21 protein-coding genes are annotated in these 23722 nt (G+C 67.5%); 14 read left to right on the forward strand and 7 right to left on the reverse strand.

Annotation, left to right across the window (positions count from 1 at the left end):
- Positions 1–29: 29 nt before the first annotated feature.
- From LQF09_RS03250 to LQF09_RS03265, 4 genes are all read right to left on the reverse strand, one after another.
- Entirely contained in the window at positions 30–2204 is a 2175-nt protein-coding gene (locus LQF09_RS03250; protein WP_002930336.1) for an EAL domain-containing response regulator, read from the reverse strand.
- Between the two features lie 52 nt (positions 2205–2256).
- Positions 2257–4212 carry a sensor histidine kinase gene (locus tag LQF09_RS03255; protein ID WP_002930337.1) on the reverse strand — a complete coding sequence of 652 codons (1956 nt, stop codon included), beginning with the start codon at positions 4210–4212 and terminating at the stop codon, positions 2257–2259.
- Positions 4213–4313: 101 nt separating this feature from the next.
- Positions 4314–5450, reverse strand: coding sequence for an EAL and HDOD domain-containing protein (locus tag LQF09_RS03260; protein ID WP_002940052.1), 1137 nt, complete (start codon positions 5448–5450; stop codon positions 4314–4316).
- A gap of 22 nt (positions 5451–5472) precedes the next feature.
- Positions 5473–6495, reverse strand: a complete 1023-nt coding sequence (locus tag LQF09_RS03265) for a CDP-6-deoxy-delta-3,4-glucoseen reductase (RefSeq protein ID WP_270069204.1) — start codon at positions 6493–6495, stop codon at positions 5473–5475.
- Between the two features lie 21 nt (positions 6496–6516).
- On the opposite strand from LQF09_RS03265, the gene LQF09_RS03270 reads away from it, so the two are divergent.
- The 5 genes from LQF09_RS03270 to mobB all read left to right on the forward strand — a co-directional run bounded on the left by LQF09_RS03270 (position 6517) and on the right by mobB (position 11944).
- Entirely contained in the window at positions 6517–7404 is an 888-nt protein-coding gene (locus LQF09_RS03270; protein WP_270069205.1) for an NAD-dependent epimerase/dehydratase family protein, read from the forward strand.
- A 59-nt stretch (positions 7405–7463) separates the two neighbouring features.
- Positions 7464–7874: a CopD family protein gene (locus LQF09_RS03275; protein WP_002940045.1), complete on the forward strand. Its 411-nt coding sequence runs from the start codon at positions 7464–7466 to the stop codon at positions 7872–7874.
- A 40-nt stretch (positions 7875–7914) separates the two neighbouring features.
- Positions 7915–9336, forward strand: a complete 1422-nt coding sequence (locus tag LQF09_RS03280) for a sigma-54-dependent transcriptional regulator (protein ID WP_270069206.1) — start codon at positions 7915–7917, stop codon at positions 9334–9336.
- A 103-nt stretch (positions 9337–9439) separates the two neighbouring features.
- A complete protein-coding gene (locus LQF09_RS03285; RefSeq protein ID WP_270069844.1) occupies positions 9440–11431 on the forward strand; it encodes a sensor histidine kinase in 1992 nt (663 codons plus the stop codon).
- A 21-nt stretch (positions 11432–11452) separates the two neighbouring features.
- Positions 11453–11944 (forward strand): molybdopterin-guanine dinucleotide biosynthesis protein B, encoded by a 492-nt coding sequence (gene mobB, locus LQF09_RS03290; RefSeq protein WP_002930352.1) that lies wholly within the window; start codon positions 11453–11455, stop codon positions 11942–11944.
- A 30-nt stretch (positions 11945–11974) separates the two neighbouring features.
- On the opposite strand, the gene LQF09_RS03295 is transcribed toward mobB, so the two are convergent.
- From LQF09_RS03295 to LQF09_RS03305, 3 genes are read right to left on the reverse strand one after another with little or no spacing between them, the layout of a single operon-like run.
- Complete coding sequence (locus tag LQF09_RS03295) at positions 11975–12925, reverse strand: helix-turn-helix transcriptional regulator (protein ID WP_002930357.1); 951 nt, start codon at positions 12923–12925, stop codon at positions 11975–11977.
- Complete coding sequence (gene mobA / locus LQF09_RS03300; RefSeq protein ID WP_270069207.1) at positions 12918–13565, reverse strand: molybdenum cofactor guanylyltransferase MobA; 648 nt, start codon at positions 13563–13565, stop codon at positions 12918–12920. Before mobA ends, LQF09_RS03295 begins: the two co-directional genes overlap by 8 nt.
- A 45-nt stretch (positions 13566–13610) precedes the next feature.
- Positions 13611–14444: a formate dehydrogenase accessory sulfurtransferase FdhD gene (locus LQF09_RS03305; RefSeq protein ID WP_002930359.1), complete on the reverse strand. Its 834-nt coding sequence runs from the start codon at positions 14442–14444 to the stop codon at positions 13611–13613.
- Positions 14445–14622: 178 nt separating this feature from the next.
- Between LQF09_RS03305 and LQF09_RS03310 the strand changes: the two genes are divergently transcribed.
- From LQF09_RS03310 to LQF09_RS03350, 9 genes are all read left to right on the forward strand, one after another.
- Complete coding sequence (locus tag LQF09_RS03310; protein ID WP_002930360.1) at positions 14623–15090, forward strand: DUF3305 domain-containing protein; 468 nt, start codon at positions 14623–14625, stop codon at positions 15088–15090.
- Positions 15087–15695, forward strand: a complete 609-nt coding sequence (locus LQF09_RS03315) for a DUF3306 domain-containing protein (protein WP_002930361.1) — start codon at positions 15087–15089, stop codon at positions 15693–15695. Before LQF09_RS03310 ends, LQF09_RS03315 begins: the two co-directional genes overlap by 4 nt.
- 159 nt (positions 15696–15854) lie before the next feature.
- The gene (locus tag LQF09_RS03320; RefSeq protein WP_270069208.1) at positions 15855–17963 is read left to right on the forward strand and encodes a 4Fe-4S dicluster domain-containing protein; all 2109 of its coding nucleotides are present in this window, start codon (positions 15855–15857) and stop codon (positions 17961–17963) included.
- On the forward strand, positions 17960–18592 hold the full coding sequence (locus LQF09_RS03325; RefSeq protein ID WP_002930363.1) for a TorD/DmsD family molecular chaperone: 633 nt from the start codon (positions 17960–17962) through the stop codon (positions 18590–18592). Before LQF09_RS03320 ends, LQF09_RS03325 begins: the two co-directional genes overlap by 4 nt.
- Before the next feature lie 39 nt (positions 18593–18631).
- Positions 18632–18838, forward strand: coding sequence for a hypothetical protein (locus LQF09_RS03330; protein WP_157354550.1), 207 nt, complete (start codon positions 18632–18634; stop codon positions 18836–18838).
- 13 nt (positions 18839–18851) lie between these two features.
- Positions 18852–21755, forward strand: a complete 2904-nt coding sequence (locus LQF09_RS03335) for a formate dehydrogenase subunit alpha (protein WP_002940017.1) — start codon at positions 18852–18854, stop codon at positions 21753–21755.
- An 18-nt stretch (positions 21756–21773) separates the two neighbouring features.
- Positions 21774–22400: a formate dehydrogenase FDH3 subunit beta gene (gene fdh3B / locus LQF09_RS03340; RefSeq protein ID WP_002930368.1), complete on the forward strand. Its 627-nt coding sequence runs from the start codon at positions 21774–21776 to the stop codon at positions 22398–22400.
- Positions 22397–22633, forward strand: a complete 237-nt coding sequence (locus LQF09_RS03345) for a hypothetical protein (protein WP_002930370.1) — start codon at positions 22397–22399, stop codon at positions 22631–22633. The genes fdh3B and LQF09_RS03345 overlap by 4 nt, the downstream gene beginning before the upstream one ends.
- Before the next feature lie 10 nt (positions 22634–22643).
- Complete coding sequence (locus LQF09_RS03350) at positions 22644–23663, forward strand: formate dehydrogenase subunit gamma (RefSeq protein ID WP_270069209.1); 1020 nt, start codon at positions 22644–22646, stop codon at positions 23661–23663.
- The last annotated feature ends 59 nt before the right edge of the window (positions 23664–23722 follow it).

Consider the following 23722-nt stretch of genomic DNA (forward strand, 5'->3'; position numbering starts at 1 on the left):
GCATCGATGGCCGGCCTTGCCGGCCATTTTCAATGGGGTTGGGCGAACAGCAACTCGGGGCTGCGCAGCCAGGCTTCGGCCGCGGCAGCGGGTGCCGGGCGCGCGAACAGGTAGCCCTGCATGACATCGCAGCCCAGCGTGCGCAGTGCGTCTGCCTGCTCGATGTTCTCCACGCCCTCGGCCACCAGGTCGAGTTCGAAGCCGCGCGCAATGCCGGTGATCGCCGAGATGATCGGGTTGGTCATCGGCCCTTCCAGGTCGCGCACGAAGCTGCGGTCGATCTTCAGTGTGCTGACCGGGAACTTCTGCAGGTAGGCAAGCGCAGAGTAGCCGGTGCCGAAATCGTCGATGGCCACGCTCAGGCCCGCGGAGCGCAGGCCGCGCACCTTGCTGGCGACACCGGCCGTGTCGTTCATCATGATGCTTTCGGTGATCTCGATCTCGAGCGCCTCTGGCGCGACCTCGTGGCGGTCGAGGCAGGCGGTGATGGTGTCGACGATGTCGGTGCGCAGGAAGTCGTGCGCCGACAGGTTGATCGACATGCGCGGGGGTTCGACGCCGTTGCGCTGCCATTCGGAAATCTGGTTGCAGGCGCGCTCGAGCACCCAGGCGCTGATCTCGCCGATCAGCCCCACCTCCTCTGCGACCTGGACGAAGGTGCCTGGGGGCACGGCACCGAGCGAGGGGTGGTTCCAGCGCAACAGGGCTTCCAGGCCGACGATGCTGCGCTTGCTGAAGCTGACCTGGGGCTGGTAATGCAGCTCGAGCTCGTTGCGGGCGATCGCGCTGCGCAAGTCGTTCTCGAGTGCGATGCGGTCGCGGTGGCGGCTGTTGAGCTCCGGGTCGAAAAAGCGGAAGGCGTTCTTGCCCGAGCGCTTGACCTGGTACATCGCGACGTCGGCGTTGCGCGTCAGCTCTTCGGCCGTGCTGCCGTCGCGCGGGAAGAGTGCGATGCCCACGCTCACCGTGGCGCGGAAGTCGCCCTGGCTCAGCTTGATGGGCGGCGTCAGCGTGTCGAGGATCTTGCGTGCGATGACCTTCGCGTCCTCGGGCTGGTTGATGTCGGGCAGCAGCACGGTGAACTCGTCGCCGCCGAGGCGGGCCAGGGTGTCGCCGCGGCGCAGCGTTGCCGACAGGCGGCTGGCGATCGAGCGCAGCAGGTTGTCGCCCTCGGCATGGCCGAAGGTGTCGTTGACGAGCTTGAAGCGGTCCACATCGATGAACATCACCGCCAGTGCGCCGGTACGGCGCTGGGCCTGGGCGATGGCCAGTTCCAGGCGGTCCTTGAACAGCACGCGGTTGGGCAGGTGCGTGAGCTGGTCGTGGTAGGCCTGGAAGGAGATGATCTCCTCGGCGCGCTTGCGTTCGGAAATGTCGCGCGCCACGCCGTATAGGCCGACGACCCGGCGGTCGTTCTCGTGGGTGAGCATCGGAATGCCGGTGAGCGATACGGTGACGCTGTCGCCATCGCCGTCGGGGTGGTGGCGACGCAGGCGCAGTTCGACGTTGAAGCTCTCCCCCGGCAAGCTGCTCGGCTGGCTGAGCAGGCCGAAGATGCGGTCGAGGTCCTCGGGCATCACCAGCGTGGTGAAGGGGCGCCGCATGAGTGCGCTGCGTTCGTAGCCGAGCAGGGCCTTGACGCGTGGGTTCAGGTAGCTGAAGCGGCCCTCGCTGTCGAGGGTGAAGATGAGGTCGGGCGAACTCTCGACCAGGTAGCGATGCAGCCGCTCCGAGGCCTTGAGGCGCTGGCTCATCAGGCGGTTGGTCTTTTCGAGCGCACCCTTGTGCAGTGCGCCGTCAACCGCCCGCTGCAGCTGGGCGACGTGGTAGGGCTTGCGCACGTAGTCGTCGGCGCCCTTGCGCAAGGCGCCGATCGCTGCGTCGATCGTGTCTTCGCCGCTGATGATGACCACGGCCTCGTCACGCTGGTTGTCGCCCAGCCAGTCGAGCAGCGCGAGGCCATTTGCGTCTGGCAGACGGTAATCGAGCAGGATGAGGTCGTAGTGACGCTGCAGCAGGCGGTCTATGGCCTCGCCGATGCTGCCGCACTCGTCGAATAGCCGCCCCGGGCGCGCGAGCACGTGGGGAAAGGTCCGGCGCAAGGCCGGATCATCATCGACGACGAGGATGCGGAAGGTGGCGGTGTCAGCGTCCGCAGCGCCTTCGACCTGAGGCCGGAACGGTTGCTCAGCCGGAGTGACCATGGCTCTCAGGGCAGTGTAAGCAGATGTGTTGTCCGCCCTCATGATGCAACACTCAGGCCGTTTGTTCCAGCGGAACGAAGATCTGGAAGCTCGTCCCGGTGCCCGCCTGGCTCCGGCACAGTAGCGTGGCGCTCCACTGGGCGAGGATGTCCCGCACCACGGCAAGCCCGACGCCCTGGTGGTTGCCGCCCTTGGCGCTGGGGCGCGCGCTGAGGAGGTCGTCGAGGCGGTCCGTCGGCAGGCCCGGGCCGTTATCGACGAAGCGGATCTCGAGGCAGTTGCGGCCGTCCACATTGACCTGCGGAAACACCGAGATGACCAGGCGCTGACCAGGCTGCAGCGCCTCCGATGCATTGCGCAGCAGGTTCAGCAGGACTTGCTTGAGTGCGGACGCGGGTATTGCGGCAGTCGGTACGTCGCGTGCGGCGCGCAATTCGAGCTGAAGATCGCGGCTGCCGAACAGCGGCTCGCCGTACAGCGTACGCATGTCGAGGAGCAGTTCGGGAACCCGGCAGTAGCGCGGCTCGGCCGTGTCGGTGGGGAGCTCGGCGGCGCTGCGCAGCAGGTTGTCGATGCGGTCGAGCTCGGCATTGAGCAGGCTCATTTCGTCCTGCAGCGGAGCGTCCTCCGGGCGTTGCTGGACGAGCATGCCGAGCCGGCTCTTGAGGACGGTCAGCGGGTTGGCGGCCTCGTGGGCAATCTTGCGCACATGCTCGCGGAAGCGTTGCTGCAGCATCGCCTCGCGCGCGGCGATCTCGTTGCGTTGGCGGGCAACGTTGCGCAGTGCACGGGCGGCGGCACCCAGCAGTGCGGCGTAACGCCAGCGCAGCTCGCTGTCGAGCGCGTTCTCCGAAGGCGCCGGGATGAGTGCCACTGCGGCATCGTGGCCGCTGGACAGCGGCAGGCAGTGGAAACCATGCTGGCCCAGCCAGCGTGCGATCTGCCAGTCGGCCACGCTGCGCCCCGGTGCGCCGCCGGCGGGAATGAAGGAGGTGGGCAGTTCGCTGCGCGTGCTGAGTGCGATGCAGCTGGCCTCGTCTTCGAGGCGCAGGCTCAGTTCGGCGATCAGGGCCTCGGTGCTGCCGCAATCGGCCTCCAGCAGCGGGCGCAGCAGTCCGTCGCCGTCGACACCGAGCAGGACCGGGGGCGTATGCAGGCCGAACAGCGGGCAGGCCAGCTGCAGGCGTGCCTTGATGGCGGCCGTGTCGAGGTCTACGAATGCCGCGGTGAGCAGGCCCAGCATGCCTGCGCTGCGATAAGGGTCGTCGGACAGCCGCGCAGGCGGGTGAGGCGTGGTTTGCAGGGGTGATCCTGCGGGCGGATAGACGGCATGCCCCGACACGATGTAGCCGACATCCGTGCGCAGGCTGAGCACCGCTTCCGCTGGCAGGCCGGCGAGTCCGGAGACGCGTGCGATGTGCGCTTCCCAGTCGTCGGCGGTGAGCAGGTCGGCGGCGGAGAGGAGCGCGAGCAGGGGGTGAGCACCGGTTGCGCGTTCATCGGCCAGGCCAGCGAGTTCGAGGCCGTCTGCGAGGCTGGCGGGCAGGCCGCAGTCACGCATCAGGCTGTGGTACGGGGGGCGGCGGCCGTCGCGGCATGAGCCGGGGCGGGACAGCCCGCGCCACAGGCCACCCAGATAGGCCTCGTCCGGGCGCGGGTAGCCGGACTCGATCGCCAGGTGCATGGCGCACTCTGCGCGCAGCAAGGCCTTCGTGCCGGCTTCGGCATTGCCGTTGCCGAGGTGGCCGAGACCCAGTAGCCAGGCGCGCAGCAGGTCGGTGCCGATATCCTCCAGCCTGCGCCGCAGGGCGCTGTTGATCCCGCCGTCGAGCTCTCCGGCGGCAAGCGGGCGCGCGATCAGCAGCGCCAGGCTGAGTGCCGGGTCGCGTGCAGCGACCAGGGCCACCTCGGGCCAGTTCGGCGCCGCTGCGGCGAGCAGGCGCAGGATGGTGGATGCGCCATCCGGAACGGGCTGCAGCTCGAAAGCACTGAAGGTGGCAGGGAGCATTCGGTGGCGAGGCGGTTGGATGGCGCAGGAGCCACGATTCTAGCCCGAGCCATGTGCAGCGGGCGTGATCCATGCCGCGGCCGCGTGTGTGCGGGCTCGGCTCAGGCCTGCATGCTGTCGGCGAAGTTCAGCCCCAGCAGCTGGGCCCGGTTGATGCGCTCGAAGGGGATGTGCAGGTCGGTCGCGACCTTGGCGAGGGTGCTGGCGTCGAAGCTTTCGCAGGCTTGTGCAAGCTTGAGGAAGGGGCCGAACTCGCCCTGGCCGTAGAGCAGTGCTTCGCTGACGTTGGCGGGCAGGTTCATCTGCTCGAGCACTTCCTGCATGGAGGTGCCGAGCAGCAGGTGCAGCAGCGAGAAGGCGCCGGTGATGAACAGGTTGTCGCGCTCGGATGCGTCGAAGTACGCCGAGCCCACCTCCTCCATGAAGCGGCCGCGCGCGATCGCCGTCTGCATCATCGCCGGCGCGCTGGGATCGCGGCTGGCCGTGACCAGCAGCAGCGACAGCCACTTGTTCAGGGCGTCGTAGCCGAGGATGCTCACTGCGTGGCGGAAGGACTGGATCTCGCACATCAGACCGAAACCGGCCGAGTTGATGTAGCGCAGCAGCTTGTAGGACAGCGCCACATCCTGCTTGAGCACCGCCTCGATGTCGCGCACCTCGCTGTTGTTGCGGACCAGGTTGAGCAGCCGCACGATCTGTGCGTGCCCGGGATTCAAGGCCTTGGCGGGCGGGTTGCCGTGCAGGAAGAACCATCCCGAGGCGCCGTCGAAGCCCGCACCGACGGCTTGGCGGAAGGCGCCGATATCGGCCAGGCCCCAGGCCATGGTCAGGCCGGGTGAGCCGGCAGGGGCGGTGTTGCGACGCCCGTCCATGAGCACGAAACGCCAATCCACGCCGGCTGGCAGGGCGGTGCCGGGCGAGAACCAGGTCAGGCACATGCCCGTGCCGGCTTCCTGCAGCCGAGCCATGAGCGCCTGTGTCTGCGGGTGTGCCAGGGTCTGCGCCGGGATCTCGATGGTGGCGTTCTCGGGCAGCGCCCACTCGAGCAGCTCCGGGGTCGGCACCAGGCGGCCGAGACTGACGAACACCGGGTGATGGCTGGGCCAGACTTCGGTCTGGGTCGCGAGCGCCTCGACCACCGACGCCACGTTGGGGCCATGGGCGATGATGCGGTTGGCCGTGATGGCGCGGTTCTTGTTGACGACCGGCTCGCGGGTCAGCAGGGTGGTCTGGCTCATCGAGCGCTCCAGGTGGGGCGGTTCAGTTCGTCGGCTGGGCGAAGGTGAAGGCGTCGGCGAAGAACGCGTCCTCGGGCAGGCTGCGGCTGGCGACGAAGCTCGAGCGCGCGGCGTCGATCATCGCCGGTGCGCCACAGGCGTAGATCTCGTGTGTCGAGAGGTCGGCAAAGTCGTCGAGCACGGCCTGGTGGACCAGGCCGCGCCGTCCTGTCCAGGCGTCGTCGGGCTTCTCGTCGGACAGTACCGGGATGTAGCGGAAGCCGGGCAGGCGGCCTTCCCAGTCGCGCGCGAGCGCGTCGAGATAGAGCCCGGCGCGGTCGCGCGCGCCCCAGTAGAGCGTGATCGGGCGCTGCAAGCCGATGTGCAGTGCATGCTCGATGAGGCCCTTGATCGGTGCGAAGCCAGTGCCACCTGCCACCATCACGATCGGTCGGGCGGAGTCCTCGCGCAGCCAGAAGCTGCCGAGCGGACCTTCGAAGCGCAGGATCTCCTTCTCCTTCATGGCCTCGAAGACGTGGCGCGTGAAGCGGCCGCCATCGATGCGGCGGACATGCAGCTCGAGGTGGCCGGCGTCATGCGGGGCGTTGGCGATCGAGAAGCTGCGCCGGGCGCCGTCGGCGAGCAGGATGTCGATGTACTGGCCGGCGCGGAACTTGAAGGCTTCGCTGGCCGGCAGCTTGAGGTCGATCAGCATCACGTCGTCGGCCAGGCGCTGCAGCCGCTGCACGCGACAGGGCAGCTTGCGCACCGGGATGTCGTCCGCACGGCTTACATTGCGTGCCTCGATGACGAGGTCCGAGACCGGCTGCGCGCAACAGAACAGCGCGTAGCCCTCGGCGCGCTCGGCCTCCGGGAGGGCGCCTTCGGAGTGCGGGCCGTGTACCACCTCGCCTTCGAGTACCTTGCCCTTGCAGGCGCCGCAGGCGCCATCGCGGCAGCTGTGCGGGAGCAGCAGCCCCGCGCCAAGCGCGGCCTCGAGCACGGTCTGTCCGGCTTCGGCGTCGAATTGGTGGTTGCCGGGCTGAAGTGAAATCCGGTGGTTCATGGTGCGTGAGATAATGCCCTGATGAAAAGAGTCCTGATCGTTGGCAGTGGCGACGTGGCCCGGCGCGCACTGCCCTGGCTGACGCGTCGTTTTCGTGTTTTTGCGCTCGTTCGCAACCGCGAGGCATGCGCTCCGCTGCGTGCCGCCGGTGCCATCCCGATCGTGGCCGATCTCGATGATGCGCGCAGTCTGGCCCGTCTGGGTGGCGTCGCCGACGCCATCCTGCACTTTGCACCGCCGCCCGGCGCCGGTGAGGGCGACCCGCGGACGAAGCGCCTGCTGGCTGCGCTCGGAGCGCGCCGAAGTCTACCACAGGCCCTCGTATACATAAGCACGACAGGGGTTTACGGCGATTGTGCAGGTGCGCGGGTGGACGAGCTGCGGCCCTGTCGGGCGCAGACGGCACGTGCGCGGCGCAGGGTCGATGCAGAGCAGCGTCTGCGCGCTTTTGGCGGACGCACAGGGGTGCGGGTATCGGTGCTGCGCGCGCCTGGCATCTATGCGGCCGACCGCCTGCCGCTCGACCGGCTGCGGCGCGGTGATCCGGTGCTGTGTGCCGAAGACGATGTCCACACCAACCACATCCATGCCGTGGATCTCGCTCGCCTGGCCTGTCTGGCGCTCTTTCGTGCGCTCCCCGGTCGTGTGTATAACGTCAGCGACGATTCGGACATGAAGATGGGCGACTACTTCGATGCGGTGGCCGATACGTTCGCCCTCGCGCGGCCGCCTCGCCTCGATCGGCGGCAGATCGTCGAGCGACTGTCGCCCGTCACGCTGTCCTTCATGAGCGAATCGCGCCGGATCGACAACCGTCGCATGAAGCGGGAACTGCGTGCGCAGCTTGCCTATCCGACCATCTCTGCTGGCCTGGCTGCAGCGCGTGAGTGCGTCGTTGCGCCCGGCTGAGGCGCTGCCTACGGCTGCGCCGCCTGGCGACATCCTTTTTTCTGGAGCACGTTCTGCACATGCTGACTCTCAAGGCCTTGCACATCATCTTCGTCGTGAGCTGGTTCGCCGGCCTGTTCTATCTGCCGCGTCTGTTCGTCAATCACGCGATGGTCGACGACATCGCGACACGCGAGCGCCTGGCGATGATGGAGCTGAAGCTCTATCGCTTCATGACCCCGCTCGGCATCCTCGCCGTCGGCCTGGGGTTCTGGCTGTGGTTCGGCTACGGATTTGCCGGTGGCTGGCTGCATGTGAAGACCTTGCTCGTGCTGGTGCTCGTCGGCTACCACCTGTACTGCGGCCGGCTGATGCGCGACTTCGCCGCAGGCCGCAACGCCCGCTCGCATGTCTGGTACCGCGTGTTCAACGAGGTTCCGGTGCTGATCCTGTTCGTCGTCGTCTTCCTCGTTGTGCTCAAGCCGTTCTGATGGTGGGTTCAGGCAAGACGAAGGATCAGGAGGAGACACGATGCTGCAAGAGACAGCAGGCATGACGGACAGGCCGGTCGACCTGGCCGAGTACAACTGGCAAGCCCATTCGGTCCTCGTCGTCGATGACGAGGAGGGCATGCGCAACTTTCTCGAGCGCACGCTCGCGCGCCGCTGCGGCATGGTGCAGAGCGCGGGCGATGCCGAGCATGCGGCCGCGCTCATGGCGCGCCTGCATTTCGATCTGCTTGTGCTGGACATCGCGCTGCCGGGCAAGTCGGGCATCGAGTGGCTTCATGAGCTGCGCGAGCACGGCTATACCGGCGATGTGATCCTGATGACCGCGTTCGCCGACATGGAGACTGCGATCGACGCGCTACGGGGTGGTGCCTCCGACTTCATCCTCAAGCCTTTCCGGGTCGATCAGATCCTGAACTCGATCAAGCGCTGCTTCGAGCGCGCTCGTCTTGCGCGCGAGAACTTCGTGCTGCGCCGCGAGCTCGCCGGCCTGGCTGCCGATCCGATGGGGCTGGTGGGCCACTCGGCGGCGATCGAGCAGTTGCGCGGGCTAGTGCGGCGTGTCGGGCAGATGCCCAGCACGGTCCTGTTGCTCGGTGAGTCGGGCACGGGCAAGGAGGTCGTGGCGCGCGCATTGCACCAGACCAGTCCGCGTGCGCAACGGCCCTTCGTGCCGCTCAACTGCGCCGCGATCGCCTCGGAGCTGATCGAGAGCGAGCTGTTCGGTCATGTGAAGGGCGCGTTCACCGGAGCGGGCGAGAGCCGCAATGGCTTGTTCTACTACGCTCACGGTGGCACCTTGTTCCTGGACGAGATCAGCGAGCTGCCGCTGGCCATGCAGACCCGGCTGCTGCGCGTGATCGAGGAGCGCAAGCTGCGCCCGGTCGGTTCCGAGCGCGAGGTGCCGGTGGACGTGCGCATCATCGCCGCTTCCAATCGCGACCTTGCGGCCGAAGTCCAGGCCGGGCGCTTTCGCCAGGATCTCTACTATCGCCTTGCTGTGGTGGACATGCGCCTGCCGCCCTTGCGCGAGCGCGTCGAGGACATCCCCGATCTCATGCATCACTTCATGGGGCCGCTCGCGGTCCAGCTCGGCGTGGCGCCGCTGCCGCTGTCGCACGGCGTCGTCAGCCGCTTGCAGCGCTATGCGTGGCCGGGCAATGTGCGCGAACTGCGCAACTACGTCGAGCGTTCGATGATCCTCGGTTGCTTCGCCACCGATTGCTTCGCCGAGACAGACCACGACACCGCTCCGCCTGCGGACGAGCTCGAGCTCAGCTTGTCCGCGGTCGAGCGCCGCCACATCGAGCGTGTTACCGAGGCCTGTGCGGGCAACAAGACCGAGGCCGCACGCCGCCTGGGGGTGTCGCGCAAGACCCTGGAGCGCAAGTTCGCCGAGTGGGCCGAGGAGGCGCCTGCGCCTGATCTCGTGCGGCGTGCATGAGCCGGGCAGGCATCAACGGCGGGCGAGGCTGAGCGTGCCCGGGCTGGATTGGTTGCGCAGCTCGGTACGGGCCAAGCTGCTTTGCCTCGTGCTGGCGCCGCTGATGCTCGGTTTCCCCGTCATGATGGGGCTGGTGTGGTACTGGGGCGAGGCCTACTACCACCGTCTGATGGTGTCTCGTGTCGGCAGCGACCTGGTCACGGCCAACGCCTACTTCCAGCGCGTCATCGACGGTGTGGGCGGCGGTGTCGACGCGCTGGCGGCGTCACAGGCGCTGTCCGTCGCGCGCGAGGGCGATGCACTGCCGGCCTTGCTTGGGGCGCAGCAGACCCGGCTCGGACTCGACTTCCTCAACCTGCTAGATGCCGAAGGCCGCGTGTTGCACGCCGCGACCGGGACGGCGGCGGGCAGTGCGCGCAGCGCCTGGCCGATCGTCGCACGCGCGCTCGAGTCGGGCGGCGGCGCGGTGATCGAGCGCTTTGAGCCTGATGACCTGCTGGCGCTCGCGCCGGCGCTGCGCGAGCGCGCACGCCTGCCTTTGATCGCCACCGAGCGCGCGCAGCCCGACCTGCGCCTGGAAGAGTCGCGCGGTCTCGTCATCCACGCCGCGGCGCCGGTGCGCGATGCGCTTGGCAGGCAGGTCGGCGTGCTCGAGGGCGGCGTACTGCTCAATGGCAACCTCGGCTTCGTCGACACGATCAATGCCATCGTCTACCGCGAGGGGGCCCTGCCTGAGGGCAGCGAGGGTACGGCCACGCTCTTCGTCGATGACACGCGGATCGCCACCAATGTGCGTCTGTTCGCGGATGTGCGCGCGCTCGGCACGCGGGCGTCGGCAGAGGTGCGCGAGCATGTGCTCGGCCAGGGGCGGACCTGGCTGGAGACCGCCTTTGTCGTCAATGACTGGTACGTGTCGGGCTACGAGCCCGTACTCGACAGTCGCGGTGAGCGTGTGGGCATGCTCTATGTCGGGTTTCTGGAAGCCCCTTTCCGCGCGGCCAAGCGCATGTCCTTGCTCATCGTCGCGGTGGTGTCCTTGCTGGTGAGCTTCATCGGCGCCCTGCTGACGCTGCACTGGGCGTGCAGCATCTTCCGCCCGATCGAGCGCATGCATGCCACCATCGAGTGCGTCGACGGCGGCGACGAGGCTGCGCGCGTCGGCAGCGTGGGCAGCCGCGACGAACTGGGCCGCCTGGCTGCTGCGCTGGATCACCTGCTCGACGGCCAGGCCGCGCAGCGCGGCGAGCTGCAGGCCCTCAATGCGTCGCTCGATCGCAAGGTGGCCGAGCGCACGGCCGATCTCGCTGCTGCCAATGAGGATCTGCGGGCCGCGCAGCACCGCCTCGTGATGAGCGAGAAGCTCGCGGCCATCGGGGAGCTCACTGCGGGGGTCGCGCACGAGATCAGCAACCCGACGGCGGTGATCCAGGGCAACCTCGACGTGTTGCGCGAGGAGCTGGGGCCGGCGGCCCGCCCGGTTGCCAACGAGATCCGCCTCATCCATGAGCAGGTGCACCGCATCCGCCTGATCGTGACCAAGCTGCTGCAGTTTGCCCGCCCCGGTGAGTTTGCCGGCTACGTCGAGGCGGTCGATGTCAATGCCGCGCTTGCCGACTGCCTGGTGCTTACCCGCCAGCACCTGGCGCGCAGCGAGGTGCAGCTGGTGCAGCGCCTCGAGGCGCGTTGTCCGGTGTTGATCAACCTGCAGGAGTTGCAGCAAGTGTTGATCAACCTCATCGTCAACGCCGTGCAAGCGATGCCCGAGGGCGGTACGCTGACGCTCGAGACGGCGGATCGCGATCCCGCCACCGATGCAGCCGGTGTCGTCATCGTCGTCCGCGATACGGGCAGAGGCATCGCGCGGGAAGACATGGCGCGCATCTTCGACCCCTTCTTCACCACCAAGAAACGCCAGGGCACAGGGTTGGGGCTGTCGATCAGCCATACCCTGGTCGAGCGCTACGGCGGACGCATCGGCGTTGACAGCGAACCCGGCCAGGGCAGTGCCTTCATCGTCAGCCTGCTTGCCGAGCCGGTCTATCGCCGTGACGCTGCGCCGGACAATGCCGCCAGCGGTGCGCCCATCCACCCCTAACCCAATGGAACATGCAGCAAGATGAAACTGATCGGGTTCGCCGGCTGGTCCGGCAGCGGCAAGACCACGCTCGTCGAGCAGGTGGTCGGCGTGCTGAGCGCACGCGGTCTCGTCGTGTCGCTGGTCAAGCATGCGCACCATAGCTTCGATATCGACCATGCTGGCAAGGACTCCTGGCGTCATCGCCAGGCCGGCTGCCGTGAGGTGCTGGTGAGTTCGGCGCAGCGCTGGTCGCTCACCCGCGAGCTGCGCGGGCAGCCCGAGGCCACGCTCGATGAGTTGCTTGCCCATCTGGGGCCCTGCGATCTGGTGTTGGTCGAGGGTTTCAAGCGCGCACAGATTCCCAAGATCGAGGTGCATCGGGCGGTCGTTTCCGAGCCATTGCTGCATCCGGACGACCCGCACATCATCGCTGTCGCCACCGATGTCGACCTGGTCACGCCCTTGCCGCGGCTGAACATCAACGACCCCGTGAAGGTGGCCGACTTCATCGTCGACTGGATGCAGGGCTGAGTCCGCTCGCCCTCGTGCAGGAGGCCTGCTTCAGTCCAGGGTGAGTACGCGGCCGAGCGGCGATAGATCGTAGCCGCTCAGGCGCAGTGACAGGGACTGCGCGCGGGCGTTGCCGTAGGCGCTGAGCAGGTCCTGGAACAGGCGGCGGAACAGGATGTCGCGCGGCAGTGCGAGATCGAAGGCCTCCCAGCCCAGGGGCAGGAAGCCCAGTCCGAACTCCGCCGCCGCCGCGCGCGTGCCCGGTGCACAGTCGGCGTCCTCGCGTGCGACCACCGCAGCGGCTTCGCGCTCGCTGCGTGCTTCTGCCACCACGCTGCAATCGGCGGCGGAAAACCCGCGGCTGGCGAGGGCCGACTCCAGGAAGTGGCGCGAGCCGGCGCCGGTCTGGCGCATCGCCCAGCGGTAGTCGAAAGCAACAAGCGTCTCGAGACCGTCGACCTCCAGCCCGCGGCGCAGGATCACGCCCTGCTCACGCAGGGCCAGGCGCACCAGGGTCCAGCCGCGACTGGCGCCGAAGCGGCGCAACAGGAGCGCATGCTGCTGCGCGCTGTGCTCGACCCCGCCCCAGTGCAGCGCACACACGTTGGCTCGACGGCGTGCGAGCAGCTCCAGGCCGGTGAGCGTGCCGGTGGGGCTGTAGGCGACCAGGCCTTCGGCGCCGAGTTGGGCGGCCAGCGCCGCGGTGGTCGCGGCCAGCAGCGGGTCGTCACTGCCGGTGATCAGCAGGCGGTCGGTGAGTGCGCCACCATGGGCCTGCTCGAGCAGCCACTCCTCCAGCAAGGCGCGCGGGAACAGCCACTTGCCGCCGATGCGTGCGGCCGGAATCTCGCGGCTATTGGCGAGCTCGTAGAGCTTCTTCTCGTTGAGCTGCAGGAAGCTGGCCGCTTCGCGCGCGGTCAGGCAGGCTGCCGGGAGCGCGACATCCTGCGGTGCACGCTGTGTCAAGGCCGGGTCCGTCACCCGCTTGTCCCTGTCAGCCATGGCCTGCGGGCAGCTCCTGCCCTGCAGCGGCGAGTTCGTCGCGGGTGTTGATGTTGCGGAAGGCAGCCTCCTCGTCGTCGAAGCTCACCTCGACCACGTCGAGGCTGCCGTACCAGCGATCGATCCTGCGTCCGCCGCTGGCGAGGAAAGTGCCGAGGTGCTCGGCGAGATCGCGCCGGCACAGGCAGAACACCGGGTGGGGTTGGTCGAAGGTCTTTGCCACGGCAAGCTGTGCATTGGCTGCATGCAGTGCGCTGGCGAGACGCTCGACAAGGTCATGGGGCAGGAAGGGCGAGTCGCAGGGCGCGGTGACGACCAGGGGGTGCCGAGCGCGCGTGAGTGCTGCATGCAGCCCGGCCAGCGGCCCCGCGAATCCGCCGATGTCGTCGCCGAATACCGGATAGCCGAATGCTTGCCAGGCTTCGAGGTTCTGGTTGGCGTTGATGATCAGCGCATCGACCTGGGGGGCGAGGCGCTCGAGCGCATGTGCGGCCATCGGCCGTCCGGCGAGCTCGACCAGACCCTTGTCGACGCCGCCCATCCGGCTGCCCTGGCCGCCCGCCAGTAGCACGCCGGTGATGCGCCGATCGGCGGCGCGGCCGGAGTCCGGGAGGCCGGCAGGCGTCGTTGTCGCGGTCATCGTCTGGGCTCCATCGGTACGCGGTTGGCTTTGTTTGTGGTGGCTTCAGTCGCGCTCGAAGCGGTCGGCGCCGGTGAAGAGCAGGTAGTGCTTGCCCTGTGCGCGCCCGATCATGGTGAGGCCGATGCGCTGCGCGATCTGCCAGCCCATGTGGGTGAGGCCGGAGCGCGAGACAAGGAAGGGGATGCCCATCTGCGCCGTCTTGATCACCATCTCGGAGGTCAGCCGGCCGGTGGTGTAGAAGATCTTGTCTCCGCCATCCAGGCCGTCGAGCCACATCTGCCCGGCGATCGCGTCCACCGCGTTGTGGCGACCGACGTCCTCGAAGAACATCAGGATCTCGCACCCGCCCGGCGTGGCCTGGGCGAGGGCGCAGCCGTGCACGGCGCCAGCCTGCTTGTAGATGGACTCATGGTGACGTACCGCGTCCATCAGCGCATACAGGGTCGACTGTCTGAGCGTGCGCTCATGGGCCAGGCGGATCTGGTCGATCTCGTCCATCAGCCCGCCGAACACCGTACCCTGGCCGCAGCCGGTGGTGACGGTGCGGCTGCCGAGCTTGTCGTCGAGGTCGCGCAGCCCGGCGCGGGTGGTCACCGACACGGCGTCGACCTCCCAGTCGACCTGGACCGCGGCGATCTCGTCCAGCGCGCGCACCAGGCGCTGGTTGCGCAACCAGCCGATGGTGAGCGCCTCGGGCGCTGCGCCGAGGGTCATGAGGGTGACGATCTCGCGCTTGTCGACATACAGCGTGAGCGGGTGTTCGCCGGCAATCGAGGTCGGCACGACGTCGCCGTGTTCGTTGATCGCCGGGATGTCGACCGTGAGCGGGCGGCTGGCCTGGCTCAGCAGGGGAGGATTCGGGGGAGGCGCATTCATGGGCGGATCGCTTGTTGCACGCGGGGCTGCAGGCCCTGGAGCAGAAGATTGTAGCGGCAAGCGGGGCGCTGCGTGGCGGTGCTACGATCACCGGGCTGCAGTGCTCGATGGTCGCCGGCTCGAGGCTGCGGACGTATGCTGTAGACAGAGTTCGGTTCCACAAGTCAGGTGAAGAGTCATGAACGAGTTTCCGATCGCGGTGATCATGGAGTGTCGCCGCCTGAACAATCCCTGGGTGGATGAGGCCTGGGAGGCGGTCGGGGTGGTGCCGGCCTTCGCCGACCCCGGACCCGGGGTCGCCGAGATCGTCTCCGAGCCGGAGCGGCGGCAGTGGCGGATTGGCGGTCACGCGCTGGCGCTCTTTCGTGACGAGGTGGACAACTATTTCCTCAACATGAGCTCGCCGATTCCCAAGGTGTTCGTGATGTGGCGCAAGGAAGGCGGCCAGGCGCTGCCTGCTGCCGTGTCAGTGAGCTATGGTGAGGCGGCGCGCTGGCTGGACTCGGGCGAGCAGGTCGATGGGGTGGCGATGTCGCGTGAGATCGCCGACTGGGTGGGCGATTTCGTCAATACCCATTACAAGCCAGCTCCGCGTCGCAAGGTGAGGCGCAATGACCCGCTTGCGCAGGACAGGAGGCCGCAGTGAGCGGTGGCTTCCTGTCGCGCTGGTCGAAGCGCAAGCTCGCAGCGGGGGGCGCGCCCGTGCGCCCTGTTGCCGAGCCGCCGGTTACGGTCGCGGATCGAGCTGCCGATGGCGGGCTGGACGAACATGCGGATGCCGCCCTTGCCGTTCCGGCGCCCGCGGCGGTCGAACTGCCCCCGGTTGAAGCGCTGACGCTGGCGTCGGACTTCACCGCCTTCCTCAAGGAGGAGGTCAGCGAGGCCGTGCGCCGCCAGGCGCTCAAGAAGCTCTTTGCCGACCCGCATTTCAACCGCATGGACGGGCTGGACGTCTATATCGACGACTACAACATCGCCGACCCGATCCCGCCGAACTTGATGGAAAAGCTCAAGCATGCGCGCGAGTGGCTGGGGGATGCGCCGCCTGCAGAGCAGACGGAGGCGCCCGGCGAAACTCTGGATACACCCGCTGCCGCGTCCGCAGCGGGCCTATCCGAGGAGCTCGTGCCCGAGGGCGCCTCGACGCCCCCAGCCGGCGAGCAGGCGTCGGCTGCAGGCCTTGCCGAAGCTGCGCCTGCAGCCGGGAGCGCGGCCGAGGGGCAGACCAACGGCGCTGCCTGGGAGGCGTAGCCGGCCCGGTGGGACAAAACGGGGCGTCTGGGACAATTTGTCTGTACTGAGACCAGTTGGCGCCCCAGGGTGGTCTTTTGCGGTTTGTTTTGTGGTCCAGGGTTCCGTTTTGGCTGGCCCGCCGAGTGCTTCGAATCGGTGGATTAAACGGACGAATCGATGCACGACAATCAAGAGCGGATCCGCCTCTGCGACTGTAATCGCAGTTTCTCGCTGGACGCCGGGCAGCTTGCTGCTGCCGGCGTCGTTGCGTCCTGTCACCACGCGCTGTGCGCCCAGGACTTGCCTGTGGTGGACGCAGACCTTGCCGCCGGGCGCACGGTCTTCGTGTCCTGTACGCAGGAAACCGCGCTGTTCGGCGAACTGGCCGACACGCACGAGGCCGGTCAGCGCATCCACTTCTTCAACCTGCGCGAGAACGCCGGCCGCTCGGCCGAGTCGGCGCAGGCGGCGCCCAAGCTGGCCGCGCTGATCGCGGCAGCGACCACCTTGCCCGCGCCCGAGCCCGTGCCCGCGGTGCAGATGCAGGCTGGGCGCAGCCTGTTGATCATCGGTGAAGCAGGCGCCGCGCTTGGCTGGGCAGAACGCCTGGCAGGCAGCTTCGATCCGGCGGTGCTCATAACCCAGCGTGCTGGCGAAGTCGAACTGCCCGCGGCCAATGAGTACCCGGTGTGGTCGGGCAAGGTGCTGAGCTTGTCCGGTCACCTCGGCGAATTCGAGCTGCAATGGCAGCAGCGCAATCCGATCGACCTCGAACTTTGCGTGCGCTGCAACGCCTGTGTGAAGGCCTGTCCCGAGGGCGCGATCGGTTTCGACCTGCAGGTCGATGTCGACGCCTGTCGCGGCCACCGCGCCTGCGTCGCCGCCTGTGGCGAGATCGGCGCGATCGATTTCGCGCGCACCGATACGGCGCGCAGCGAGCGCTTTGACCTCGTGCTCGACCTGTCCGTCGAGCCTCTGCTCAAGCGCATCGAACTGCCCGACGGCTACGCGGCGCCGGGCCGCGATCCCTTCGAGCAGGCGCTGGCGGTGCAGTCGCTGGGCGAGTTCATCGGCGAGTTCGAGAAGCCGCGCTACGTTGCCTTCGACGCGGGCCTGTGCGCGCACAGCCGCGCCAGGAAGACGGGCTGTACCAACTGCATCGAGGTCTGCGCCACCGAGGCAATCCGTTCCAACGGCGACGTAATCGCCGTTGATCCCTGGTTGTGCAAGGGCTGTGGCACCTGCAGCACGGTGTGTCCGTCGGGTGCGCTGGGCTTCCAGTTTCCGCGCGTGCCCGATGTAGGCCTGCGTGTGAAGACCCTGCTTTCTGAGTACGCCCGCACGGGTGGCCGCGACGCCTGCATCGTGTTTCACGCTGCAGAGGACGGTGCCGCTGCCATTGCCCGTCTTGCGCGCCGTGGTCGCGGCCTGCCTGCGCGCGTGATCCCGGTCGAGGTGTGGAGCGCGGATGCGGTCGGGCTGGACCTGATGCTCGGTAGCCTGGCGCTGGGGGCCTGCCAGGTCGCCGTACTCGCTGCCGGCAGTCACGACGCCGCGCCACTCAAGGCCCAGGCCGGCTACGGCCAGACCATCCTGTCTGCACTCGGCTACGCGGGCGAGCATCTGCGCATCATCGAGGCCGATGCCGAGGACTGGCAGGCACTGGAGCGCGTCCTGTGGTCGTGGACGCCCGCAACCGGCGTTGCCGTGCCGGCGCGTTTCCGCCTGCTGCCGAAGAAGCGCGAGACGCTGGACTTCGCGCTCCGCCACCTTGTCCAACACGCTCCCGCGGCGCAGGCCGCGCCGGGCTTGCCCGCCGCGATCGCACTGAAGGCCGGCGCGCCCTTCGGTCAGGTCGTCGTGTCCGACGCATGCACGCTGTGCATGGCCTGTACCGGCGCCTGTCCGGCTGGCGCCCTGCGTGCTGCGACCGACAGCTACCGGCTCGACTTCATCGAGCGCAACTGCCTGCAGTGCGGCCTGTGCGTCGCCTCCTGTCCGGAGTCGGCGCTGGCGCTCGAACCCCGCCTGGCGCTGGGCGAGGAGGCGCGTCGGGCGCGTGCCCTGCGTGAGGCCGACATGTGCCACTGCACCGCCTGTGGCAAGGCGATGGGGGCCACGCCGCTGATCGAATCCATGATCGCCCGCCTGTCCGGGCATTCCATGTTCGCCACCGAGGTTGAGCGCGCCCGCCTGCGCATGTGTGCGGACTGCCGTGTCATCGACATGATGAAGTCCGAATCGACCTCAAGTTCGGCCGTGAAGGCCTGGGATCTGTCCGAATGAGCGCCGCTACCATCCCCGTCCATGCCCAACCCAGCTGGTCCGAAGAGGACCGTGCTCGTGCCGAGCACTACGCACTGCTTGCGCGCCTGCTCCATGGCGCGCCGGATGCGCCGCTGCTGGCTGCGCTTGCAGCGGCGGCGAGCGCCCTCGGCGGTACGGCCGGCGCCTTGCCGCAGGCCTGGGCCGCACTTGGCGCTGCGGCTGGTGCGCCCTTGCAGGGGGTATGCGACGAATTCAACGCCCTCTTCATCAGCGTTGGCAAGCCGGCGGTGATGGCCAATGGCTCGTGGTACCTGACCGGCTTCCTGCAAGAGGAACCGCTAGCCGAACTGCGTGCCGACCTCGCCGAGCTCGGGCTTGGCCGTCGCGCCGGGGTGACGGAAACCGAGGACCACATCGCCGCGCTCGCCGAGGTCATGCGCCACCTGGTGCTGACCGGGCCTGACGAGGCGGGCCTGCAGCGCCAGCGCGCGTTCTTCGCGCGCCACATCGCGCCCTGGTATGCCGATTTTGCACATGCCCTGGCGCAGGCGCCCGGGGCGGACTTTTACGCGAAGGTGGGTGCCTTGCTGCTGGCCTTCATGGACATCGAGCGCGAGGCGTTCGACATGCTGGAGGTGTCCGCCTGACGGGCGGATGCCGATTCTTTGTTGGGGGGGAGATCGATGATGAAAGACGACACGACGAAATTGTCCCGGCGGAACTTCCTGATGGCCGTCGGTGCGGGCAGTGCCGCAAGCGCCGCCGCGGTGGCGACGGCAGCGACCCAGGCCGTACCGCAGGCGGCGGCCGTGGTCGAGGATGCACGCCGCGAGGCTGCAGAGCAGGGCACCAGCGCGCACATGCGCAATTACTACCGCACCGCGCGGATCTGAGGAGGACGCCACGATGCTGACCAAGAAATCCGCTGCGACTGCCGGCAGTGCGCGTCGCCTGCGCGGCGCGGCAGCGCGGCCGCTGGGCCAGACCATGGATCGGCGCGCCTTCCTGAAGCGCTCGGGCCTGGGCGTGGGCGCGGGGGCGATCGCCACCCAGCTGCCCTACAACCTCATCGGTGCGGCAGACGCTGCGGCCGCGGGCGTGTCACGCAGCGACGGCCCCGCCGAAGTGCGTCGTACCGTATGCACCCACTGCTCGGTCGGCTGTTCGACCGATGCCATCGTGCGCAATGGCGTGTGGGTGCATCAGGAGCCGGTGTTCGATTCGCCGATCAACCTCGGCGCGCACTGTGCCAAGGGTGCGGCGCTGCGCGAGCACGGCCACGGCGAGCACCGCCTGAAGTACCCGATGAAGCTGGTCGACGGCAAGTACCAGCGCATGTCCTGGGAGCAGGCGCTGAACGAGGTCGGCGACCGCCTGCTCAGGATCCGCGAGGAGTCCGGCCCGGACGCCGTGTATTGGATCGGTTCATCGAAGCACAACAACGAGCAGGCCTACCTGCTGCGCAAGTTCGTGTCCTTCTGGGGCACCAACAACTGCGACCACCAGGCGCGCATCTGCCACTCCACCACGGTGGCGGGCGTGGCGAACACCTGGGGTTACGGTGCGATGACGAACTCCTACAACGACATGCAGTTCTCCAAGGCGGCGCTTTATATCGGCTCGAATGCGGCCGAGGCCCACCCGGTGTCGATGCTGCACATGCTGCATGCCAAGGAAAACGGCTGCAAGATGGTCGTCGTGGACCCGCGCTTCACGCGCACGGCGGCGAAGGCGCACCAGTACGTGCGCATCCGCTCGGGCACCGACATCCCCTTCATCTGGGGCATGCTGTACCACATCTTCAAGAACGGCTGGGAAGACCAGAAGTACATCGACGACCGCGTCTTCGGCCTGGAGAAGGTCAAGGAAGAGATCATGACCTGGACGCCCGAGCGCGTGCAGGAAGTGACCGGTATTCCGGAAGACCAGGTGTTCAAGGTCGCCGAGACGCTGGCCATGAACCGGCCCTCGACCGTTGTGTGGTGCATGGGCCAGACCCAGCACACCGTCGGCAACGCCAACGTGCGCGCGATGTGCATCCTGCAGCTGGTGCTCGGCAACGTCGGCGTATCGGGTGGCGGCACCAACATCTTCCGCGGTCACGACAACGTGCAGGGCGCGACCGACGTCGGCCCCAACCCGGATTCGCTGCCTGGCTACTACGGCCTGGCCGCCGGTTCGTGGAAGCACTGGTGCAAGGTGTGGGGCGTCGATTACGAGTGGGTCAAGGCCCGCTACGCCTCCGAGGAACTGATGACCAAGTCGGGCATCACCGTGTCGCGCTGGATCGACGGCGTGACCGAGAACAAGGAGCTGATCGACCAGCCCAGCAACCTGCGCGCAGTCGTGTATTGGGGCCATGCGCCCAATTCGCAGACGCGCGGCGCCGAGATGGTCGAGGCCATGAAGCAGCTCGACACCCTGGTGGTGATCGACCCCTATCCGTCGGCGACTGCGTCAATGGCGGCGATGGTGCGCAAGGATGGCGTGTACCTGTTGCCGGCCTGCACCCAGTTCGAGACCACTGGCTCGTGTACTGCGTCGAACCGGTCCATTCAGTGGCGCGAGAAGGTCATCGAGCCGCTGTTCGAGTCCAAGCCCGACCACACCATCATGTACGCCTTCGCGAAGAAGTTCGGCTGGGCGGACGAGCTGGTGAAGAACATCAAGGTCGACAAGGACGCCCAGGGCTGGGACGAGCCGAACATCGAGGACATCCTGCGCGAGATCAACCGCGGCACCTGGACCATCGGCTACAGCGGCCAGTCGCCCGAGCGCCTCAAGCTGCACATGAAGAACATGCACACCTTCGACGTCAGGACGCTGAAGGCGGCCGGCGGCCCTTGCGACGGCGAGTACTTCGGCCTGCCGTGGCCGTGCTACGGCAACCCGGAGATGAAGCACCCGGGCACGCCCAACCTTTATGACACCTCCAAGCACGTCATGGACGGCGGCGGAAATTTCCGCGCCAACTTCGGCGTGGAGAAGGACGGCGTATCGCTGCTGGCCGCCGAGGGCTCGGCCTCCAAGGGCGCCGACCTGCAGATGGGCTACCCCGAGTTCGATGACGTGCTGCTCAAGAAGCTGGGCTGGTGGGACGAACTCACCGACGCCGAGAAGCAGGCGGCGGAAGGCAAGAACTGGAAGACCGACCTGTCGGGCGGGATCATCCGCGTGGCGATGAAGAACCATGGCTGCCACCCTTTTGGCAACGCCAGAGCGCGTGCGCTGGTGTGGAACTTCCCCGACCCGGTGCCGCTGCACCGCGAGCCGATCTACTCGCCGCGGCCCGACCTGGTCGAGAAGTACCCGACCCATGACGACAAGATGAAGTTCTGGCGCCTGCCGACGCTCTACAAGTCGATGCAGGACAAGGTCAAGAACATCTCCAGCGAATACCCGCTGATCATGACCTCCGGCCGTCTGGTGGAGTACGAGGGGGGCGGGGAGGAAACGCGCTCCAACCCCTGGCTGGCCGAACTGCAGCAGGAGATGTTCGCCGAGGTGAACCCCAAGGACGCCAACGATGCGGGCTTTCGCAACGGCGAGTACATCTGGGTCGAGTCGCCGACCAAGGCGCGCCTCAAGGTGCGTGCCCAGGTCACCCAGCGTGTTGCTCCGGGCACGGTGTTCCTGCCCTTCCATTTCTCCGGCTGGTGGCAGGGCCAGGACATGCTCAAGTACTACCCCGATGGCGCGGCACCGATCGTGCGTGGCGAGGCGGTCAACACCGCCACGACCTATGGCTACGACCCGGTGACGATGATGCAGGAAACCAAGACCACCCTGTGCCGCGTGAGCAAAGCGTAAGGGCGAGGAGAGAACACGATGGGACGCATGAAATTTCTCTGTGACGCCGAGCGCTGCATCGAATGCAACGGCTGTGTCACTGCGTGCAAGAACGAGCACGAGGTGCCTTGGGGCGTGAACCGCCGCCGGGTGGTGACGATGAACGACGGCGTGCCGGGCGAGCGCTCGATCTCGGTCGCCTGCATGCACTGCTCGGATGCGCCGTGCATGGCGGTATGCCCGACCGACTGTTTCTACAAGACCGAAGACGGCGTGGTGCTGCACGACAAGGACAAGTGCATCGGCTGCGGCTACTGCTTCTTCGCCTGTCCGTTCGGGGCGCCGCAGTTCCCCAATGGCCAGGCGGCCTTCGGTGCGCGCGGCAAGATGGACAAATGCACCTTCTGTGCCGGCGGCCCCGAGGAAACCGGCTCGCAGGCGGAGTACGACAAGTACGGCTCAAACCGTCTGGCCCAGGGCAAGCTGCCCTTGTGCGCCGAGATGTGTTCGACCAAGGCCCTGCTGGCTGGTGACGCCAACGTGGTGGCCGACATCTTCCGCGAGCGCGTGCTGCGCCGCGGCACGGGCGCCGAGGTGTGGGGCTGGGATGCGGCCTACGGCGGTGGCGAGCAGAAGCGCGAGCGCAAGCGGGAGGGGCAATCATGAGCCGCCACCCTTTGAAGCGTCTGCCTGTGCTCGTGCTGGCGGGGGTGCTGTCTGCCGGCTTGTCGGCCTGTGGCGAGGTGCCGCAGGTCACCGTGTACGAGCAGGGGCAGTACCGCGGCAAGACCGACACCCGGCCCTGGGAAGACAGCGAGTTCAAGGGTGACCGCGCGGCCTGGGAGAAGGCGCTCAAGCAGCGTGCCCGCAACCAGTCCGAGTACAACCGCATCCAGTGAGGAGAGCACCATGACGATACGCATGATGCGGGCGCAGGGCGGCGGGTTCGCCGCACTGCTGCTCATGCTCCTGCTGTGGGCGTTCGCCCTGCCGCTGCATGCGGCCGAGCGGCCCGCCGGCAGCAGCGCGGCGGATCAGGCCGAGCGCCAGGTCGAGCGTCCGCTCAACAACGCACCGGTGTGGCGTGCGGTGCGCTCGGGCGAGGTGCACACCACCAATGTGCGAGGCCCCGAGGCGGGCGTGCTGATCCAGAGCGAGGGCAACACCTGGCGTCAGCTCAGGAACGGGCCGATCACGCAGTACGGTGGCTGGCTGTTGATCCTGGTGCCTTCGGCGATCGTGCTGTTCTGGCTGGTCAAGGGCACGATCAGGCTGCACCAGCCACGCACGGGACGCCTCATGAAGCGCTTCTCCGCCTTCGAGCGTTTCATCCACTGGGGCACTGCGATCACCTTCCTGGTGCTGGCGGTGACCGGGTTGGCCATCCTGTTCGGCAAGCATGTGCTGCTGCCGATCTTCGGCCATGGTGTGCTCGCTGCGCTGCTCGACGTCGGCAAGACGGTGCACAACTACGTCGGCCCGGCCTTCGGGGTGTTCGTCGTGCTGATGATCCTGACCTTCCTGCGTGATAACGTCTGGCAGGCGATCGACGCGGTGTGGATCCGTCGTGCAGGCGGTGTGCTCGACGGCAGCCATGTCCCATCGGGACGCTTCAACTTCGGCGAGAAGACATGGTTCTGGATCGGCGTCACCTTCCTCGGGCTGGCAGTGGTCATCTCGGGCCTGATCCTGGATTTCCCCAACATTGGCGAGTGGACGCGTTCCGACATGCAGACAGCCAACATCGTGCACGCGATCGGCGCCATCCTGCTGCTGGGGCTGTCATTCGGCCATATCTACATGGGTACGCTGGGCGTGGAAGGTGCCTACGAGTCGATGAAGACCGGCTACGTGGATGAGACCTGGGCGAAGGAGCACCACGAAATCTGGTATCAGGACATCAAGGCGGGCAAGTCCGGGCATCCCTGATCGCCTGCCAGGGGCGCACCACTGGGCTGCGCCCCTGCCGATGGCTTTGATCCGGGCCT

Source organism: Thauera sp. WB-2 (assembly GCF_027594845.1).
GTDB lineage: Bacteria > Pseudomonadota > Gammaproteobacteria > Burkholderiales > Rhodocyclaceae > Thauera > Thauera mechernichensis.

Bases quoted from the DNA above. Each gene is read 5' to 3' on its own strand.
- LQF09_RS03330 (WP_157354550.1), top strand. From the start codon at position 18,632: ATGAAAGACGACACGACGAAATTGTCCCGGCGGAACTTCCTGATGGCC.
- LQF09_RS03285 (WP_270069844.1), top strand. From the start codon at position 9,440: ATGCTCGGTTTCCCCGTCATGATGGGGCTGGTGTGGTACTGGGGCGAG.
- mobA (WP_270069207.1), bottom strand. From the start codon at position 13,565: ATGACCGCGACAACGACGCCTGCCGGCCTCCCGGACTCCGGCCGCGCC.
- LQF09_RS03260 (WP_002940052.1), bottom strand. From the start codon at position 5,450: ATGAGCCAGACCACCCTGCTGACCCGCGAGCCGGTCGTCAACAAGAAC.
- LQF09_RS03275 (WP_002940045.1), top strand. From the start codon at position 7,464: ATGCTGACTCTCAAGGCCTTGCACATCATCTTCGTCGTGAGCTGGTTC.
- LQF09_RS03325 (WP_002930363.1), top strand. From the start codon at position 17,960: ATGAGCGCCGCTACCATCCCCGTCCATGCCCAACCCAGCTGGTCCGAA.
- LQF09_RS03250 (WP_002930336.1), bottom strand. From the start codon at position 2,204: ATGGTCACTCCGGCTGAGCAACCGTTCCGGCCTCAGGTCGAAGGCGCT.
- LQF09_RS03280 (WP_270069206.1), top strand. From the start codon at position 7,915: ATGCTGCAAGAGACAGCAGGCATGACGGACAGGCCGGTCGACCTGGCC.
- LQF09_RS03350 (WP_270069209.1), top strand. From the start codon at position 22,644: ATGACGATACGCATGATGCGGGCGCAGGGCGGCGGGTTCGCCGCACTG.
- LQF09_RS03270 (WP_270069205.1), top strand. From the start codon at position 6,517: ATGAAAAGAGTCCTGATCGTTGGCAGTGGCGACGTGGCCCGGCGCGCA.
- LQF09_RS03265 (WP_270069204.1), bottom strand. From the start codon at position 6,495: ATGAACCACCGGATTTCACTTCAGCCCGGCAACCACCAATTCGACGCC.
- LQF09_RS03345 (WP_002930370.1), top strand. From the start codon at position 22,397: ATGAGCCGCCACCCTTTGAAGCGTCTGCCTGTGCTCGTGCTGGCGGGG.
- mobB (WP_002930352.1), top strand. From the start codon at position 11,453: ATGAAACTGATCGGGTTCGCCGGCTGGTCCGGCAGCGGCAAGACCACG.
- LQF09_RS03320 (WP_270069208.1), top strand. From the start codon at position 15,855: ATGCACGACAATCAAGAGCGGATCCGCCTCTGCGACTGTAATCGCAGT.
- fdh3B (WP_002930368.1), top strand. From the start codon at position 21,774: ATGGGACGCATGAAATTTCTCTGTGACGCCGAGCGCTGCATCGAATGC.
- LQF09_RS03255 (WP_002930337.1), bottom strand. From the start codon at position 4,212: ATGCTCCCTGCCACCTTCAGTGCTTTCGAGCTGCAGCCCGTTCCGGAT.
- LQF09_RS03310 (WP_002930360.1), top strand. From the start codon at position 14,623: ATGAACGAGTTTCCGATCGCGGTGATCATGGAGTGTCGCCGCCTGAAC.
- LQF09_RS03335 (WP_002940017.1), top strand. From the start codon at position 18,852: ATGCTGACCAAGAAATCCGCTGCGACTGCCGGCAGTGCGCGTCGCCTG.
- LQF09_RS03295 (WP_002930357.1), bottom strand. From the start codon at position 12,925: ATGGCTGACAGGGACAAGCGGGTGACGGACCCGGCCTTGACACAGCGT.
- LQF09_RS03305 (WP_002930359.1), bottom strand. From the start codon at position 14,444: ATGAATGCGCCTCCCCCGAATCCTCCCCTGCTGAGCCAGGCCAGCCGC.